Annotated in this window: 13 protein-coding genes and 2 pseudogenes; all 15 read right to left on the bottom strand. The window is 41.9% G+C overall.

From position 1 onward, the window contains the following. Positions 1 to 37: 37 nt before the first annotated feature. The 15 genes and pseudogenes from lgt to QE429_RS06240 all read right to left on the bottom strand — a co-directional run bounded on the left by lgt (position 38) and on the right by QE429_RS06240 (position 17,791). Positions 38 to 853 (bottom strand): prolipoprotein diacylglyceryl transferase, encoded by an 816-nt coding sequence (lgt, locus tag QE429_RS06310; RefSeq protein ID WP_307285314.1) that lies wholly within the window; start codon positions 851 to 853, stop codon positions 38 to 40. A gap of 20 nt (positions 854 to 873) precedes the next feature. Then, positions 874 to 1,809: an HPr(Ser) kinase/phosphatase gene (gene hprK / locus QE429_RS06305; RefSeq protein ID WP_307285311.1), complete on the bottom strand. Its 936-nt coding sequence runs from the start codon at positions 1,807 to 1,809 to the stop codon at positions 874 to 876. Between the two features lie 132 nt (positions 1,810 to 1,941). Further along, a complete protein-coding gene (locus QE429_RS06300; protein ID WP_307285308.1) occupies positions 1,942 to 2,310 on the bottom strand; it encodes a phage holin family protein in 369 nt (122 codons plus the stop codon). A 14-nt stretch (positions 2,311 to 2,324) separates the two neighbouring features. Further along, positions 2,325 to 3,437, bottom strand: a complete 1,113-nt coding sequence (locus QE429_RS06295; RefSeq protein WP_307285306.1) for a DUF4097 family beta strand repeat-containing protein — start codon at positions 3,435 to 3,437, stop codon at positions 2,325 to 2,327. Positions 3,438 to 3,475: 38 nt separating this feature from the next. After that, on the bottom strand, positions 3,476 to 3,790 hold the full coding sequence (locus QE429_RS06290; protein ID WP_307285303.1) for a magnetosome magnetite crystal formation protein family: 315 nt from the start codon (positions 3,788 to 3,790) through the stop codon (positions 3,476 to 3,478). 49 nt (positions 3,791 to 3,839) lie between these two features. Continuing rightward, positions 3,840 to 4,745, bottom strand: coding sequence for an ABC transporter permease subunit (locus QE429_RS06285; RefSeq protein WP_307285300.1), 906 nt, complete (start codon positions 4,743 to 4,745; stop codon positions 3,840 to 3,842). After that, a complete protein-coding gene (locus tag QE429_RS06280; protein WP_307285297.1) occupies positions 4,742 to 5,689 on the bottom strand; it encodes an ABC transporter permease subunit in 948 nt (315 codons plus the stop codon). The genes QE429_RS06285 and QE429_RS06280 overlap by 4 nt, the downstream gene beginning before the upstream one ends. A 315-nt stretch (positions 5,690 to 6,004) precedes the next feature. Further along, a pseudogene (gene uvrA, locus QE429_RS06275) lies at positions 6,005 to 8,879 on the bottom strand (excinuclease ABC subunit UvrA). A gap of 7 nt (positions 8,880 to 8,886) precedes the next feature. Continuing rightward, the gene (gene uvrB / locus QE429_RS06270; RefSeq protein ID WP_307285295.1) at positions 8,887 to 10,866 is read right to left on the bottom strand and encodes an excinuclease ABC subunit UvrB; all 1,980 of its coding nucleotides are present in this window, start codon (positions 10,864 to 10,866) and stop codon (positions 8,887 to 8,889) included. A gap of 478 nt (positions 10,867 to 11,344) precedes the next feature. After that, a complete protein-coding gene (locus QE429_RS06265; RefSeq protein ID WP_307290736.1) occupies positions 11,345 to 11,563 on the bottom strand; it encodes a DUF2198 family protein in 219 nt (72 codons plus the stop codon). Between the two features lie 112 nt (positions 11,564 to 11,675). Then, complete coding sequence (gene panF / locus QE429_RS06260) at positions 11,676 to 13,124, bottom strand: sodium/pantothenate symporter (RefSeq protein WP_307285292.1); 1,449 nt, start codon at positions 13,122 to 13,124, stop codon at positions 11,676 to 11,678. Continuing rightward, a pseudogene (locus QE429_RS06255) lies at positions 13,121 to 13,406 on the bottom strand (YhdT family protein). Before QE429_RS06255 ends, panF begins: the two are co-directional and overlap by 4 nt. A gap of 379 nt (positions 13,407 to 13,785) precedes the next feature. Then, entirely contained in the window at positions 13,786 to 15,564 is a 1,779-nt protein-coding gene (locus QE429_RS06250) for a hypothetical protein (protein WP_307285287.1), read from the bottom strand. Positions 15,565 to 15,655: 91 nt separating this feature from the next. Then, complete coding sequence (locus tag QE429_RS06245; protein WP_307285285.1) at positions 15,656 to 16,636, bottom strand: NHL repeat-containing protein; 981 nt, start codon at positions 16,634 to 16,636, stop codon at positions 15,656 to 15,658. 225 nt (positions 16,637 to 16,861) lie between these two features. Then, positions 16,862 to 17,791: a cation diffusion facilitator family transporter gene (locus QE429_RS06240; RefSeq protein ID WP_307285282.1), complete on the bottom strand. Its 930-nt coding sequence runs from the start codon at positions 17,789 to 17,791 to the stop codon at positions 16,862 to 16,864. Positions 17,792 to 17,802: the final 11 nt, after the last annotated feature.

Below are 17,802 nucleotides of genomic sequence, written 5' to 3'. Positions count from 1 at the left end.
CCCCCTTATCCCCTTTCTATTCTTTATTCCTTCGATACTAATTGGTTTGATCTAAATAATGTGCCTTAGAAAGATGCTTGGTACGACGGTAAATGATGATCGCCACTGCCGCAACAACAAGGACAATCGAAATCGTCTGTGCCATACGGAGGCTTCCAAGCATTAAGCTGTCTGTGCGCATCCCCTCGACGAAAAAGCGGCCTATGGAATACCAGATAACATAGGAAAGGAAAAGCTCTCCACGGCGGAAGTTCACGCGACGAAGTAAAAGTAATAAGAAAAAGCCGACAAAATCCCAGATAGACTCATATAAGAAGGTTGGGTGGTAGTACGTTCCATTAATATACATTTGATTAATAATAAATTCCGGTAAGTGGAGATTCTCAAGGAAAGCTCTTGTGACTTCCCCGCCATGTGCTTCCTGGTTCATGAAGTTTCCCCAACGGCCTATTGCCTGTCCAAGAATAATACTTGGCGCTGCGATATCAGCAATCTTCCAGAAGGAGATTCCACGCTTTTTCGAAAACACATACGTAGTGATAACCGAACCAATCAATGCACCATGAATAGCAATTCCACCATTCCAAATCTGCGGTACTTCAATCGGGTGTTTAATATAATACTTCCATTCGAAGACAACATAATAGATACGGGCTGAAATTATTGCAATCGGAATCGCCCAAAGCATTAAATCAGCAAATGTATCCTTTGGAAGTCCACGTCGCTCCCCTTCTCTAATTGCCAGGAACAGGGCAAGCGCCAAACCTGAACCAATAATAATTCCATACCAATGTACATCGATAGGCCCTAGAGAAAAGGCAATCGGGTTTAGCGGCTGAATCGATTCGTTCATCTCTCTCTCTCCTTTACTCTTTAAATATCCTCGTGTTCACCGTCTTCAATCACATCTGATAGACGGTCTGTAAATTGCTGAGCGGCGTTAACACCCATCCGTTTTAGACGGTAGTTCATCGCAGCTACTTCAATGATAACTGCTAAGTTTCGTCCTGGGCGGACAGGTACGGTCATTTTCGTAACCTCTGTATCAATAATCTTCATTTTCTCTTCGTCTAATCCAAGGCGGTCATATTGTTTTTTTGCATCCCAGATCTCTAAATTCATAACGAGTGTAATTCGCTTGTTACTGCGAACGGCACCGGCACCGAAAAGGGTCATAACATTGATGATACCTAAACCTCGGATTTCTAATAGATGTTCGATTAACTCTGGAGACGTACCAACTAATGTATCCTGGTCTTCCTGGCGAATCTCCACACAATCATCTGCGACAAGGCGGTGTCCGCGCTTCACTAACTCAAGTGCGGTTTCACTTTTACCTACACCGCTTTTTCCTGTAATTAAAACTCCAATTCCATACACATCAACTAAGACGCCGTGAACAGCTGTAGTTGGAGCGAGCTTACTTTCTAGAAAGTTTGTTAAGCGGCTGGAGAAACGGGTCGTTTTCATGCTTGTCCGTAAAACAGGTACAGACTCGCGTTCCGACGCTTCAATTAATTCCACTGGTACTTCAATATCTCTTGTCACAATAATGGCTGGAGTAATATCGGTACATAACCGCTCCATTCTTGATATTCGCTCACTCTCAGAAAGCTCTTCGAAAAAGGAGAGCTCTGTTTTTCCTAGAAGTTGAATACGTTCCGCTGGATAAAATTCAAAATATCCGGCGATTTCAATTCCTGGACGCGAAATATCACTCGTAGTAATGGGACGATTAATTCCCTCTTCACCACTGACCAATTCAAGCTGAAATTTATCTAATATGTCTTTCGTGCGTACTTTTGGCAAGTAGCTTCCTCCTTCATGAATGGGTATCATTTATAAACGATTGTTCACAAATAATACAAAAAATTTCATTACCTCCTATTTTAGCATTTTTTGAAAAAGAACCAAATAAAAAAAGGGTGCAAGGTTGCACCCTCATGTATCCTTCGAGTTACTAGATGGTTTTAAGATCGTTTTATGAATGATAATATTCACTAAAGACATCACGACAGCAAAGAACAGTGCCATACCGAAGCCTTGAATTTCAAATGCGTCACCCATTAAATAATCGGTTAACTCAAGTGTGATGGCATTGATGACAAATAAGAACAACCCCAACGATAAAATGGTCACAGGTAAGGTAAATAAAATTAAAAGCGGTCGCACGAGAACATTTAAGATGGATAATAAAATGCTCGCTTGTATGGCGGCCCAAAATCCTGTCAATTGAAAGCTTTCCTGAAAATAGCCCGCAAGTGCCATGAACAATACTGCGTTAATTAAACATCCTATCAGCCATCTCATAATAAAAAATTCGCCTACTTCTCTTCTAGTGATTTGTGGATCGTAATCGAACCTGTTTTGGTATCTGCATAGATTCTCATCATTTTATCAGGATGGTTGACTGATTGGAAGCGAAGTATCTTTTGGATCATTTCCGTTTTTTCCTCCAGCACTTGGACACCGACGAGGTTCACATGAAAACCACCTAGATTGGTTTTTAGCTCACCATTGACAGGAATCCCCTCTGGAATAAAGACATCAACGCCTCCCGTAATTGCTTTTGCTTGAATCCATTCGGCACTGTTTCCTCGTACGTTATAACTAATATTTCCGTTAAAGGATTGGGTATCGACCTTTTTAAACTCACCCTCTAGCATAATCGCACCATGAATAGTTTCTGCTTCGATCTCATCGAATAGACTACTGTTTACATTGATTCTGCCGTTGGCTGTCTCCAATTCCGCTTTCTTTCCGTTCACCTGATTCAGTTTTATTTTTCCATTCGCGGTTTTGACACGAAGATCGCCCACATTCATTTCTTCTCCTACAACCAACCCATTAAACATTCTAATTCGCACCCTGTCATACTGGGACTTTGGTACAAAAACAATTGCATCGACCTTCATCCATTTTTGCTGGGTCGAAAACCGTAACTTCTCGTTCTCGATCGTAAAGTGCACATCGCGGAGAAAGTTTTGGCGTGCTTGGTCTTGGTTTTCCACACGATAGACCTTTGCCTGACATTCAATTCTTACATCTGGTTGGTCCCAGGCAGCGATTTTGACGGAGCCATTTGCCACGTCAATGTCGATATCCTTCATAGTTGCATCCCCATGCTGAAAAATATGAGAAATATCAACGGATTGACCAAAATTTAAATCAAAATCAAAGTCTTTGATTTTTTTCAATGCGGAATCAACAAAGTCAAAAATCTTATCCTTTGTTGATTGGTACTTTGCCTGAAACGCTTCTTCCTTTTTAGCCTCTTCAAATTGAACCGCATTCGAAAGCTCATTCACCATTTGCTCCTGCTTCTGCTCCATTGTCTGCTGTGCTTTTTCTAATTCCTCAAGAAGTGTTAAAGCTTCTTCCACCTTCAACTTGCCTTCTTCCACCATTTTTAAAATCCTGATTCTTTCCTCTTTCATGGTTTCCACCTCAGCTCATAATTTTTCCCTCTAAAAGTTTATTCAGAAAGCAATACCTTTACGCCTTTAACAATGTTCCAAATCGTGACTGCAATTCCGCTGATTGCAATGACGATTAAACTAATAATTGTAAAAATAGGAATCTCGTTCTGAAAATTAACAGAATCATTTATGACAGCAACCACAACAAACGGCATAAAAATAAGCGGGATTAAATGTGAGAACAACGATTTCTTGGCATGTGCTTTCGTTCCTTGATCACTGCTGGCGAAATACACCACAAGCGGAAAAATAAATCCTGCAAAAAAAATACTAAAGTAACATAAGCTTGATAAAACCTTTCTTGATTCCATTCGTACATCACCTCTTTCCTCTATGTACGAATCGAAAGAGAAAAAGTTTCTATAAATCGGATCGAAACGTTCGATATTTTTTTTCAAAAAATCGCTGCATGCCCTCCGCAAACATATTGAAAATAAATATGGTAACGGCAATGGCCCCGATCACTGAGAACGGAATCCACTCATACGTAAAAATATCCTTTGTAATGGTCGAAAACATGGTAGGCCAAGCGAGCGAAGTATTCACGACCTCATATGCACCACTCTCCACGGTCACAAATTTATGCGTGACATAGATATGGACAACACCCAGCTGTGCAATGAGGAACAGCACCCGTCCCATATCGTTAATGATTAAGATAATGATATGAGGGATGACTGCGGGAAAATAATAGTTTTTAAACATCTTAAAAGGTGAGCCGCCAGATGCAATCCCCGCTTCAATATAAGGCCTCTGCTTGGTCTCCTTCATGTGTTGTAGGATAATTTCTGCCACACGGCCCGTTTCCAGGACTGCCAGGATCACAATCACCCGGAACCCGCGGTCGGGAGAGAAAAAGACTAACGGCAGGGTCACGAAAAAAGAGACAAAAAAGATAGGCGGCATAAACGAAAAAAGCTGCTGCCATGCTTGCAGGAATTTTTCCAACCACTTGGAATAAAAGCCGGCAACTGCTAACGGAATCGCCAACACATAGCGAATGAGAACAACGGATACCACAATGCTTAATGTCTCTTTTGCTCCCATTACTAAAAGACTTAAGATATCTACCCCTTCATGATTACTGCCAAGCGGATATCCTTCCATTGGAGGAAAGGGAGGCAAATAGAACTTTCCCGCCTCGGTTTTAATGACTCCAGTTTGTTTTAACTGATGATCGACAAATGGCATGGAAGGGCCGGCAAACACAAAAATCAATAAGACTAGTAGAAAAATAGAGCTGATCCACAGCTTATAATTCTTCAATTGAATCCCTTCCTTTCCAACGGTGACACGAGTCCTTTTGCAATTTCACTCAGAACCTTCGCTAGAAATATAACGGCGGTAAAGAGAATGATATATCCTGCTGCCGGGTATAGCTTAACCTGTATATTCATTCCGATAGTGAAAAATTCAGGGGAGGTCACAGTTTCATAAAAAAAGAAGGCAGCCCCTCGGTAGTTTGTAAGAAATTCTACAATAAATAAGTTTGATAGAGTATAGAGTGTAATCGTATTGGTATGGCTGAGTATTTTTACGAAGCAATTTTTCAACACATGGCGATATAGTACTCTAAAAGAAGAGGTTCCTTTAGAGAAAGCGGTGCGTATGTAGTCCATTCCCTGTTCGTCTCGGATGCTGAAATAGGTGATGTTGGCTATGTAAAATAGCGGATAAATAGCTAAGAAGAGGATGTCTAATAGAACAACACTTACCTGGTCGCTGCCATAAACAACAATATGAGGTAAGATTCCTGCTTCGTATCCTTCCATGATGAACAACTGAAGGGCAATGATTAAAAAGAGATCGGGAATGGAGAGGAAGAATCTTGTTGTGCTTACTCCAAACAGTTTCCCCCTTCGTCTGCGTATTCGGAAATCAAAGATTCCTTTTGCGACACCAAGGAAAAAGCCAAGGAAGAGAGCCGGTATGACGATAAGCATGCTTTTCTGAAAGGTGCGCCAAATATTCGTCGTGAGAGAGTAACCATTGTAGATGGTGCCCAGCCCCTTGTTTTCTTTTATGTATTGAAAAAACTCCTTAAATTGATTCATATGCTGGTCAAACGAATAACTATAGACAGCACCGAGTAACTCGCCACCGGAACCGGTCTGATAGGAGGTGGTTCGCGGTAAAAATAGTAGACTTAAAAATAGAAATATAGTAATTAACCACAATATCGCTTGATAGGCGATGGAACGAATGATCATTTTGCCAACTCCTTTATTCCTATATTTTACCAATACACCATAAATGTTTCAATATTCGAACTAATATACATATAAGTAGACGTAAGAATGAAGGAAAGGTGGCTGAATTTCAGGATTTTTTATAAGGTGGCGCGGGGGAATTCCGCCAGTTTATCGGTTTATTCCGCCAGTTTTGACCAGATTTCCGCCAACTTTTGGCGCTATTCCGCCAACTTTGGCCAGATTTCCGCCAACTTTCCGAGTTATTCCGCCAAACAGGTTTTCAGCAACAAAAAAAGCCGAAACCAGAATCTGGTTTCAGCTCTTTTCTTTGTTTCAAGCTTTTACTGCACTTTTATCTTCAATTTGTTTCTTCATTCTTAAGCGGTCACGCTCAAGGATTGGTTTTAAGTATTTGCCCGTATAGGATTCAGGAACTTCTGCTACTTTTTCAGGTGTACCATGTGCAATGATGGTACCACCCTTGTCACCGCCCTCAGGTCCAAGGTCGATGATATAATCTGTTGCCTTGATGACATCGAGATTATGCTCGATGACAAGCACGGTATCGCCATTCTCAACCAAGCGCTGGAGAACCACGAGCAAACGAGAAATATCATCCACATGAAGGCCAGTTGTCGGCTCATCTAAAATATAGAAGGATTTACCGGTTGACCTGCGATGCAATTCCGAAGCAAGCTTCACCCGCTGCGCTTCCCCACCGGAAAGCGTCGTAGCCGGTTGACCAAGCTTGATATAACCGAGACCTACATCCAAAATCGTTTGCAGCTTGCGGCTGATTTTTGGAATGTTTTCGAAAAATTCCACTGCTGCTTCAACCGTCATATCAAGAATATCGGAAATGTTTTTCCCTTTATACTTCACCTCAAGTGTTTCACGATTGTAGCGCTTTCCATGACACACTTCACAAGGGACATACACATCAGGTAAAAAGTGCATTTCAATTTTGATGATTCCATCCCCACGGCAGGCTTCAACAGCGGCCACCCTTTACGTTAAAGCTAAAGCGGCCTTTTTTATAGCCCCGAACCTTTGCCTCATTTGTTGAAGCAAACACATCACGAACATCATCGAAGACACCCGTGTATGTGGCAGGATTGGAGCGCGGTGTTCTGCCGATTGGCGATTGATCAATATCGATGACTTTTTCTAAATAATCAATGCCTTTAATGCTCTTATGTTCGCCTGGCTTCGTCTTGGCATGATGAAGCTTTTGTGCCAGCGACTTATGAAGAATCTCATTAATTAACGTACTTTTTCCGGAACCCGAAACCCCGGTAACAGCAATGAACATCCCAAGTGGAATTTTCACATTGACGTTTCTCAGGTTGTTTTCAGAAGCACCTTTAATTTCGACGTAGCGACCATCTGGTTTTCGGCGTTCTAATGGCAATGGGATAAATTTCTTTCCTGCCAAGTACTGCCCTGTTAACGAATTCGGATCGGCCATAACCTCTTCCGGTGTCCCTGCTGAAATCACCTGGCCACCGTGGACGCCAGCACCTGGCCCGATATCAATTAAGTAATCGGCCGCTAACATGGTATCTTCATCGTGCTCGACGACGATTAGTGTGTTCCCGATGTCACGCATCTGCTGTAGTGTTCCAATTAAGCGGTCATTGTCCCGCTGATGAAGTCCAATCGATGGTTCATCTAGAATGTATAGGACACCCGTTAACCTTGAGCCTATTTGGGTTGCTAAGCGGATCCGCTGAGCTTCCCCACCGGAGAGCGTACCGGCTGTTCTGCTGAGTGTTAAATAATCGAGACCGACGTTAATGAGGAACCCTAGACGTTCACTGATTTCGCGAAAAATCAGCTTAGCAATTTGCATCTCTTTTTCAGACAGCTTCAATTCTGAAAAAAATTGATGCGCTTCCTCTATTGAAAGGTCTGTAACATGGGCAATATGGTGGCCGTTAATAAGCACAGCAAGTGATTCTTTTTTCAGACGGTATCCTTTACAGGTCGGACACGGCTGCTGTCCCATGTATTTTTCCATTTGCTCCCGGATATAATCGGAGCTTGTCTCTTTATAGCGGCGCTCAACATTCCGGATAACTCCTTCAAATTCAATATGGCCTTCACGAATTTGACCGAAATCATTTTCATAACGGAAATAGATCTTATCTTTACCAGATCCATATAGAACTTTTTCTAAAAGATGTTCTGGAATATCCTTGACGGGTATGTCCATGTCAACCCCGAAATGGTTACATACCGCCTCAAGCAGCTGCGGATAATACTGTGAGCTTGTCGGCTCCCATGGCGCAATGGCATGTTGCTTTAAAGATAAGTCCTTATTAGGGATAACTAGGTCCACATCCACTTCTAATTTGGAACCAAGTCCATCACACTGAGGGCAGGCACCAAAAGGACTGTTAAACGAAAACATCCTTGGCTCTAATTCTCCAATCGAAAAACCGCAAAGCGGGCAGGCGTGATTTTCACTAAATAACAGCTCTTCCTCGCCAATGACGTCGACAATGACTTTGCCCTCACCTAGTTTTAATGCCGTTTCAAGAGAGTCGGCAATCCGGGCAGAAATGCCCTCCTTGACTACGATACGGTCGACAACCACTTCAATCGAGTGCTTTTTGTTTTTTTCTAATTCAATCTCATCTCCAAGATCGAGCATTTCACCATCCACACGAACCCGAACAAAGCCTTGTTTCTTAATGTCGTCTAGAACTTTTACATGCGTTCCTTTTCTCCCTGAAACAAGAGGGGCAAGGATCTGCATCTTTGTTCGTTCTGGATATTCGAGGATCCGGTCCACCATCTGCTCAATGGTTTGTGAGGATATTTCAATATTATGAATGGGACATGTTGGATGTCCTACTCTTGCAAATAATAATCGTAAATAATCGTAGATTTCTGTCACAGTCCCGACTGTAGATCGCGGGTTCCGACTTGTTGTCTTTTGATCGATAGAAATAGCAGGGGATAATCCTTCAATTGCATCAACATCAGGCTTATCCATCTGTCCTAAAAATTGTCGGGCATAAGCAGACAAGGATTCCACATAGCGGCGTTGTCCCTCTGCATAAATCGTATCGAAAGCGAGCGAGGACTTCCCTGAACCGGAAAGCCCCGTCAACACAACAAGTTTATCTCTCGGAATGGTGACATCAATATTTTTTAAGTTGTGGGCTCTGGCGCCTTTTACAACCAGTTTCTCCATCGCCATGTGTACGTCATCCTTCCGCTTTAAGTTCCAATAATAGGTCACGAAGCTCAGCAGCACGTTCGAAGTTTAGTGCCTTTGCTTCTGCCTTCATCTCTTTTTCCATCGTAGCAATCAGTTTTTCTCTTTCCTTTTTGTTCATCTTGCTGAAGGATGCAGCAGGTGTGTATTCTTCCTGCTCTTCGGCTGCATGTGTTGCACGAATAACATCACGGATTGCCTTCTGAATCGTTTTCGGTATAATCCCATGCTTTTCATTGTATTCTTCCTGGATGGCACGGCGCCGTCTTGTTTCCGAAATCGCCAGCTCCATAGAATTGGTGATTCGGTCGGCATACATAATCACGTGTCCATTGGCATTCCGCGCCGCACGTCCAATGGTCTGAATTAACGATCGCTCGGAACGAAGGAAACCTTCTTTGTCCGCATCAAGAATGGTTATGAGTGACACCTCAGGAATATCCAGACCTTCACGAAGCAAGTTGATTCCGATAAGAACGTCATATTTCCCCATTCGCAGTTCACGGATGATTTCAATCCGTTCGAGCGTTTTTACTTCTGAGTGTAAATATTGAACTTTAATACCGATTTCTTTTAGGTAATCGGTTAAGTCCTCTGACATTTTCTTCGTCAAAGTAGTTACGAGAACACGCTCATTTTTCTTTACTCGCTCTTGAATTTCACCAATTAAGTCATCAATTTGTCCCTCAATCGGCCGAACTTCAATCGTTGGATCTAAGAGTCCAGTAGGGCGGATGATTTGCTGAACCATGTCCGGTGTATGCTCAAGCTCATATGGTCCAGGAGTCGCTGAGACAAAGATGGCGTTGTGAACATGCTTATCAAATTCATCAAACGTTAACGGCCGGTTATCAAGAGCCGATGGCAGACGGAAGCCGTGGTCCACAAGGACTTGTTTCCTTGCTTTGTCACCATTAAACATACCCCTGATTTGTGGTAGGGTAACATGTGACTCATCGATAATCATGAGAAAATCGTCTGGAAAATAGTCGAGCAGAGTATATGGTGTTGAACCTGCAGGTCTTAATGTCAGGTGCCTTGAATAATTCTCAATGCCTGAACAAAAACCCATTTCTCTCATCATTTCTAAATCATAACGGGTCCGCTGTTCGATCCGCTGCGCTTCAAGCAGTTTGTCCTCAGACCGAAGTACCTCTAGCCGTTCCTCAAGTTCTTTTTCAATGTTCTGAATGGCAACGCGCATTTTCTCTTCTCGTGTAACGAAGTGGGAGGCTGGGAAAATGGCGATATGCTCGCGTTCACCGATAATCTCACCGGTGAGAGCATCCACTTCACGAATCCGGTCAATTTCATCACCGAAAAATTCAACGCGTACGCAATGCTCGTCACGGGAAACCGGAAAAATTTCGACTACGTCTCCGCGAACACGAAACGTCCCACGTTTAAAGTCGATATCGTTTCGTTCATATTGGATATCGACCAAGCGATGGAGCAGTTGATTCCGCTCGATTTCCATACCGCTTCTAAGTGAAAGAACCATCTCACGGTATTCTTCAGGCGAACCGAGACCATAGATGCAAGAGACACTGGCGATGATGATGACATCTTTCCGTTCAAAAAGAGCAGAAGTGGCCGAGTGGCGTAACTTATCAATCTCATCGTTGATGCTGGCATCCTTTTCAATGAAGGTATCGGTTTGCGGCACATACGCTTCTGGCTGATAGTAATCATAGTAACTAACAAAATACTCTACGGCATTGTTCGGGAAAAATTCTTTAAACTCACTGTAAAGCTGTCCTGCTAATGTTTTGTTGTGGGCGATCACAAGGGTCGGTTTATTTACTTCTTTAATCACGTTTGAAACGGTGAAGGTCTTACCTGTACCTGTTGCCCCAAGGAGCGTTTGATGACGCTTATTATTTCGAATCCCCTCGACTAACTGGCGGATGGCCTCCGGCTGATCCCCCTGTGGAGAGTACGCTGAGACTAATTCAAATTGGTCTTTCACACGATTTCCTCCCGTACATATAAATCACTTTTCAGCTAAATTAATTGTTTGGGACCAGGATGGTGCTGGAAAGTGTATCCTCTAAAATTTCATATTAACATTCTACCACATTACCCCAAAAACAAACCAACAATATGCGAACTAGTATTCGTTTTTTTGTTGTTTTTGTATAAATAATAGGCTGTGTTAAAGAACAGTGTTGATTTTTACACCCTGTTGATTGGAGCGGAAGGCGCGAAGATCCTCGAAAATGCTACCGCATTTCCTTCGTGCAGTGTTGATTCGAAGAAGCATATTCAATGTCCTGTGGGAGTATGGTTCAGGCGAGACCCCGCAGGCGCGTTTCGCCGAGGAGGCTCGCCGAAACACCCACGGAAAGTGAAGCGCCTGGAGCGGAAATCAACAGGCCAGTTTAACAAAGGAAAATAATAAAAAGCCTGTCAGTTTCCTGACAGACTTGCGGGGAGTTATTAGATTACTAGGTCTTCTTCACGGTTCTTGGCTTCAGTTTAGTCGCTAGCCAGAAGCCGGCAGTCAATGAGAATGCATCAATGACAATTAACACAAACGTATTCGTATACCCTTTATATACAGAGGCTGTGATCAGTGCAACCGTTAATACAAGGCCGATCAGTCGATTGTAAGTAACTCGTGTGAAAAGCAGGACTAGTAACCCTGGCAAAATAAGTGCGGACATGTATTCAATAACATTTACCAATGGGTACACCTCATTCAATAAATTTCTGTTAATTAATTCTAGAAATTTATGAACAAAATTGCAACAAAAATATTAATTGACTACAGACTTATTATTCCTGTCTCATTTGAAAGCTAACTTCTTTTTGACGTGTCATCAAGCTTACAATGATAAAACAAAGTAGGGACAGCAAGATCGGCAGCACCACTGTATGTACACCAAAGGCATTCGGATGCAATCGATCAAATAGAATATAAGAACCCATTCCTACAATCATGGAGGTAATGGCCCCATATTTATTCCCTTTACTCCAATATAAGCCCAAAACCACCGGCCAAATAAAGACAGATTCAAGACCGCCGAACGAGAACAAATTCAGCCAGACAATTAAATCAGGTGGACTCAAGGCAAGCAAGATGACAAGAATTCCAATAATTGCTGTGACACTGAAGCTAACCTTTTTGATATGATTGTCCTCTGCTTTTGGCTTAATGTAATTTAAATAAACATCTTTTACTAAAGCAGAACTTACTAGAATTAAAAGGGCATCAACTGTAGACATGATGGCTGCCATTGGTGCCGCTAGAACAATCCCCGCAACATAAGGTGGCAGCACTTTCATCGATAGCAATGGCATAACGGTATCTCCAATTTTTACATTTGGTAGAACAGGACGCGCAAACACACCTATTAGATGCATCCCAAGCATGATAAAACCAACGACAATCGTTCCAATAATAATTGCATTATGCATCGCCTTGGAATTTTTATACGACATGGCACGAACCGTAATTTGCGGTAAACCGACTACTCCAACCCCTACCAAAATCCAAAACGAAGAAACATACGCCGGGGTTAAATTGTGCTGAGCACCAAACGGGCTGATCAGGTTCGGATTCTCGGCTGCTAAATCAGAAATGATTTTAGGAATCCCTCCACCCGCCTTAATGGTGGCAATCAGCAGTATTAAGGTCCCAATGAACATCACAACGCCTTGAACCGTATCCGTTAGCGCAACCGCTCGAAAGCCGCCAACAATAACGAAAACAAGAACTGAGAATGCAAAAATCAGTAATGCAGTGGTATAGGAAAGTCCTGTTAAGCTTTCTACCAACCGTGCTCCACCAATCCACTGAGCAGTCATCGAGGAAAACAGAAAAATAATAATACTTGCTGCAGAAAGCAGCACGACCGTTTTACTCTTATATCGCTCCTTCAGGAAATCAATTAAAGTGATGGCTTTATACTGCCGAGCAACAATTGCAAACTTTTTCCCCAGGACCATTAAGGTAAAATAACCGGTTGCCAGCTGCGCCATCGCTAGCAATACCCAGCCTAAGCCTTGGGTATAGGCAATACCTGGACCACCGATAAAACTACTGGCACTTCCATACGTCGCAACCATGGTCATGGCGAGAATAAATCCGCCCATTTGTCTTTCCCCTAGAAAGTACTCCTCGAGGAATGAATTGGATTTGATCACCACTTTGTTCGACCAAAGACCGATTGTAAAAATAATTAATAAAAAGAAAATCAATGGCGTGATAACGGGCCAGTTCATTTGGTCTCCCCCTCTTCGTCTTCAAAGGGTACGTCTTTGAATTAAAAATTTGACCGTCAAAATGACGAGGATGACCATCAAGATAAACCCAACAATACAGCTGTAAAAGAACCACGCAGGCAGTCCAAATATGTATGTATAGTGCTTGACATTATCGCTTCCCAGCCCATAAGCGAAGCCATACCACCAAATAAAATTGATGAGGACTAGAACGATACCGATTAAAGCTTCTCTGTGCGCAATCTTGAAACGCTTGTCCTCTGGATTGACTGTTTTTTTCAACAGTACTCCCCCTCTAATATTTTCATATTATGTTTCACTAATATTGAACATTTTACCAAACATGGTGGAGAAATAAAGAAAAAATTGATTGGCCATGTATGCTTGGTGCCAGTTAGTGGACTCCACAACTGACCGTTCTTGCTTTCACGGGCACTAGGCGGCTGGTCTAGTTACCGTTCTTCCAATTTTTCACCTTTCACGGGCACTAGTCGACCGGAATAGTTACCGTTTCTCCGATTTTTATCCTTTCATGGGCACTAGTTGACTGGACTAGTTACCGTTCCTCAAATTTTTCTCCCTTCACGGGCACTAGGCGCACAAAAAGAAAAAACCATTTGAGCATGTGCCAAAAAGGCCATTTCAAATGGTTTTCCATTATCTATTTAATCATCGCACCGGTCGGTCCAAGCTTGTAGCCGCCGATTTTTGTATTGTAGGCCATCGCACCGCTGCTGTAGAAGTAGTACCAGCTTTTTCCAACAAGAACCCAACCAGTCTTCATTGCACCACCTCTAGTGAAATAATACCAAGTGGAACCAAGTTTCAACCAGCCTGTTCTCATCGCACCACTACCATCTAAGTAATACCAGGTCTTACCTTCTTTTAGCCAGCCAGTCTTCATCGCACCGCTGTTTGCAAAGTAATACCAAACATTCTTAACCTTTTTCCAGCCTGTCTGCATTTCGCCAGCGGTATTAAAGTAATACCAGATTCCTGAAACCTGTTTCCAGCCTGTCACATAATCACCGATAGACGGATCATAGTAATACCATTTGCCATCATACTGCTCCCAGTTAGAGGCTGTTTTAAACGTAATAACAATATCATTTGCTAAATATTGACTTGACTCCCCTGTTAACGCCTCTTTTTTAATCGTAAGGGTGTAAGTCGTACTTCCGTTCAGCATGGATGGAACAACGAATAGTGTGTCATCATATCCGTAACTATAGGTTTCAGCATTGCCTTCTGGTCCCTTAATGGTTATCAGAGTTTCATCGTTAAGTTCAACATTTTGGTCGAAATGGAAACCAAATAGACTATCTAATGGCACATTCTTGGCGCCATTACTAAAGTTATCAACATAGTCAAAGTCCGCGGTATCTTCGTTCCAAACAAGAGTCGCAGCTTCTAGCCATCCTACCGGTGACGCCGGTGTTCCTGGATCCGTTGGTGTTCCTGGATCTGTTGGTGTACCAGGGTTTGTCGGATTAGTCGGTGGCACATCAGCTGTGCCCTCTGTTTTAGCATCGAAACTTACAATAGAATACTTACCATCACCATTAGTAGTGACAGCGATCAATTGGTCCTTCTGTAAATGAAGCTTCTGAACCGTAAGATCTTTTTTAATCGTGTATAAATACTTATTCGTATTATATTGATACACATCAATACCGCTGTCTGTTCTAGCGGCAAATGTTAATTGATTCTGTACACTAAACTCATAATCTCTGTATTTTCGACCTAATTGGAATGCATACGTCAGATCTCCTGACTGATACGTCGCAAGGTCAAAAACCACACCGCTATTGTTATACATCTTTTCACCGTCTGGCGTAATTTTTGCAAATGGTTCTAAAGGATAATCTCCGTGATATGGAGAATCATAATGCCTCTTAATTACTCCATTATCTACTTCAAAACCATCTACATCCCTTGGACTTGAATCGGTGGATATAGAATAAATCTTTGAACTTTCAGGATTACCATAGAGATAGGACCATGCTCGCATATTAGCAATATATGTGTTTGGTACTTCTCCACCTGTTGTCAGCGAGTACACCTTCATGTTCTCCCACTGATCAGAACCCGGAGAAATATAAATATAACCATTTTTATCAATCGCAATGTCATAAGGGTCGGCATCAACATCTATCACTCTCGTTAAAGCAAAGGTTTTTGTATCTACCTCTGCAATCGCTCCAATGAAAGTGTCAGCAACGTATTCATGCGTCATTTTATGCTGGGTCACATAGAGCTTATTGTTATATAACTCTAGCCTCTCTGCAGGATATGGCAGGGCTAACGATTTAATTTCACCAGTAGCAGTGTTGGCGGCATAAATGGTTTTACTCCCCAACCTTGTCATATATACAACCGGGCTATTCGGATCAATTACCGTATCATTCGGCTTAAATCCAAGATTCGCAAGTGTTCCCACTGGATCTGGGACACCTGGAGTCGTTGGGACACCTGATGAAGGCGGCGTATCGGCACTCATAGTTTCTATAAAATAATTCCCGTTGCTATCCTTATTTTTTCGTTATCAAGACACCGTTTTGAATATGAAGCTTTTGCACGTTCAAATCTTTTCTTAATGAATACAAGAATGTTTTTGTATCGTATTGATACACATCGATCCCACTAGTTGTGCTCGCTGCAAAGGTCAGACCAAGAGGCATGCTAAACTCGTAATCATTATATTTTTTCCCAAAAGAAAAACGGTAGGTCATATCCCCAGATTGATAGGTAGCAAGCTCAAAGACCGTACCACCCGTGTTATAAATATACTGACCATCTGGAGAAAATTTAGCAGATACATCTAGCGGATAATCACCATGATAAGGAGAATCATAATGATTTTGAATCATACCATTCACTACTTCAAAAGCCTCAATATCTCGTGGACTAAGAGACGTATCAATGCCATAGACTTTTGAGGTTTCGGCATTGTAAAAGATATTGGTCTTTTCATAGATGTTTGTACCTGAATTTTTTACCGTTTGTACTACTTCTTTTTTATCTTTCATAGAATACACTTTAAAGTTGTCCCACTGACCGGAACCAGGTGAAATATAGACAAATCCTTGATTGTCAGCAGCGATATCATATGGATCTTGGTTAATGTCTAAAACACTGCTGAGCGTAAAAGTGCCAGGGTCCACTTCAGCAATGGCGCCAGAGAATGGTCCGTCATTATAAGAATCATGACTCATTTTTAGCTGTGTAACATAAAGCATATTATTATTAAAGTCTAATCTTTCAGCTGGATATGGCAGATTAAGAGTCTTAATTTCCCCAGTGGAAAAATTCACTGCATATATCGTCTTGCTTCCCAATTTTGTTGCATAAATTACTGGTTTATTTGGGTCGATAGCTGTGTCATTCGGTTTGAAAGGCAAACTAATAGGGCCACTTATCCCCTCAGCCTTAACCGACTTTCCGGTAATAAAAGGGCCCACACTAGCAAACAACAGAACAAAAATAAATAAGGACCGTACAAACGCTTTCAAATACAACATTCCTCCTAGAAAATTACAATATTTAGAATATCATATCATGGTAGTTTCCAATTGACTATTACTAATTTCATGCCTTTTTCCATGATAATTAACGTAATAAAAATACTATAATTTTACTAGAAATTAGTAGCCTAATTAGGGAGTAATAAGTGAATTTCGCAGAAATTATGGATATTTTCCCACAAAAAAAGACATCTTTTCCAGATGTCCTAATGTTTAATTACAAGTCCCATGCGGACTTGGGCAGCCGATACATTTTCTTTCCACCTGGATCGTACTATGCTCGATATGAAAATCATCATGAAGTATTTTTTGTGAACGGGCAAGAATTTCATCATGAACACCCTCATCGCAAATAGTGATATGACAACTTAAAACCGGATACCCAGAAGTAATCGTCCAAATATGCAAATCATGGACTTCCTTCACCAATGGAATTTTACCTAGGGCTGTCTTTACCTGATTCATATCGATTTGCTCTGGTGCTCCTTCCATTAATATGTGGAAGGAATCCTTCGTCACTCTATATCCGCTGATTAGGATTAACACAGCTACAATCACACTGGCAATCGGGTCTGCAATTCCCCAACCAAAGAACATGATAAGCAGTGCGGCAACAATGGCTCCTACTGACCCAAGCATATCACCAAGTACGTGTAAAAAGGCACTTCTCACATTTAAATTTTCATCCTTGTCACCTTTCATTAAAATCCAGGCAGCAACAATGTTAACGATTAAACCTAGTACAGAAATCATCAGCATCCCCGTGCTTTGTACAGCTGGAGGATTAACGAAGCGATGAATAGCTTCATAAAAGATATAAAGAGAAATAACGACAAGCGTGATCCCATTTAACGCTGCAGCGATAATTTCAAAGCGTTTGTACCCATAGGTTTTTTCATTAGACCCTTTCTTCTCGCCCAGCTTAATGGCAAAAAAGCTTAATCCTAGTGCGGCTGCATCGCTAAGCATATGACCTGCATCAGATAACAGTGCTAAGCTATTGGTAACGAAACCGCCAATAACCTCGACAATCATAAAGGCGGCGATTAGTATGAAAGAACTTAATAATGCTTTTTTGTTACTTGTATGTGAATGGCCGTGTGAATGGCCGTGTGAATGTCCATGATGATGATGGTGACCCATGTCAATTCCCC

Source organism: Bacillus sp. SORGH_AS_0510 (assembly GCF_030818775.1).
Classification (GTDB): Bacteria; Bacillota; Bacilli; order Bacillales; family Cytobacillaceae; genus Neobacillus.
Note: the sequence above shows the minus strand (reverse complement) of the source record. Positions and strands in the feature narration are given on the sequence as shown.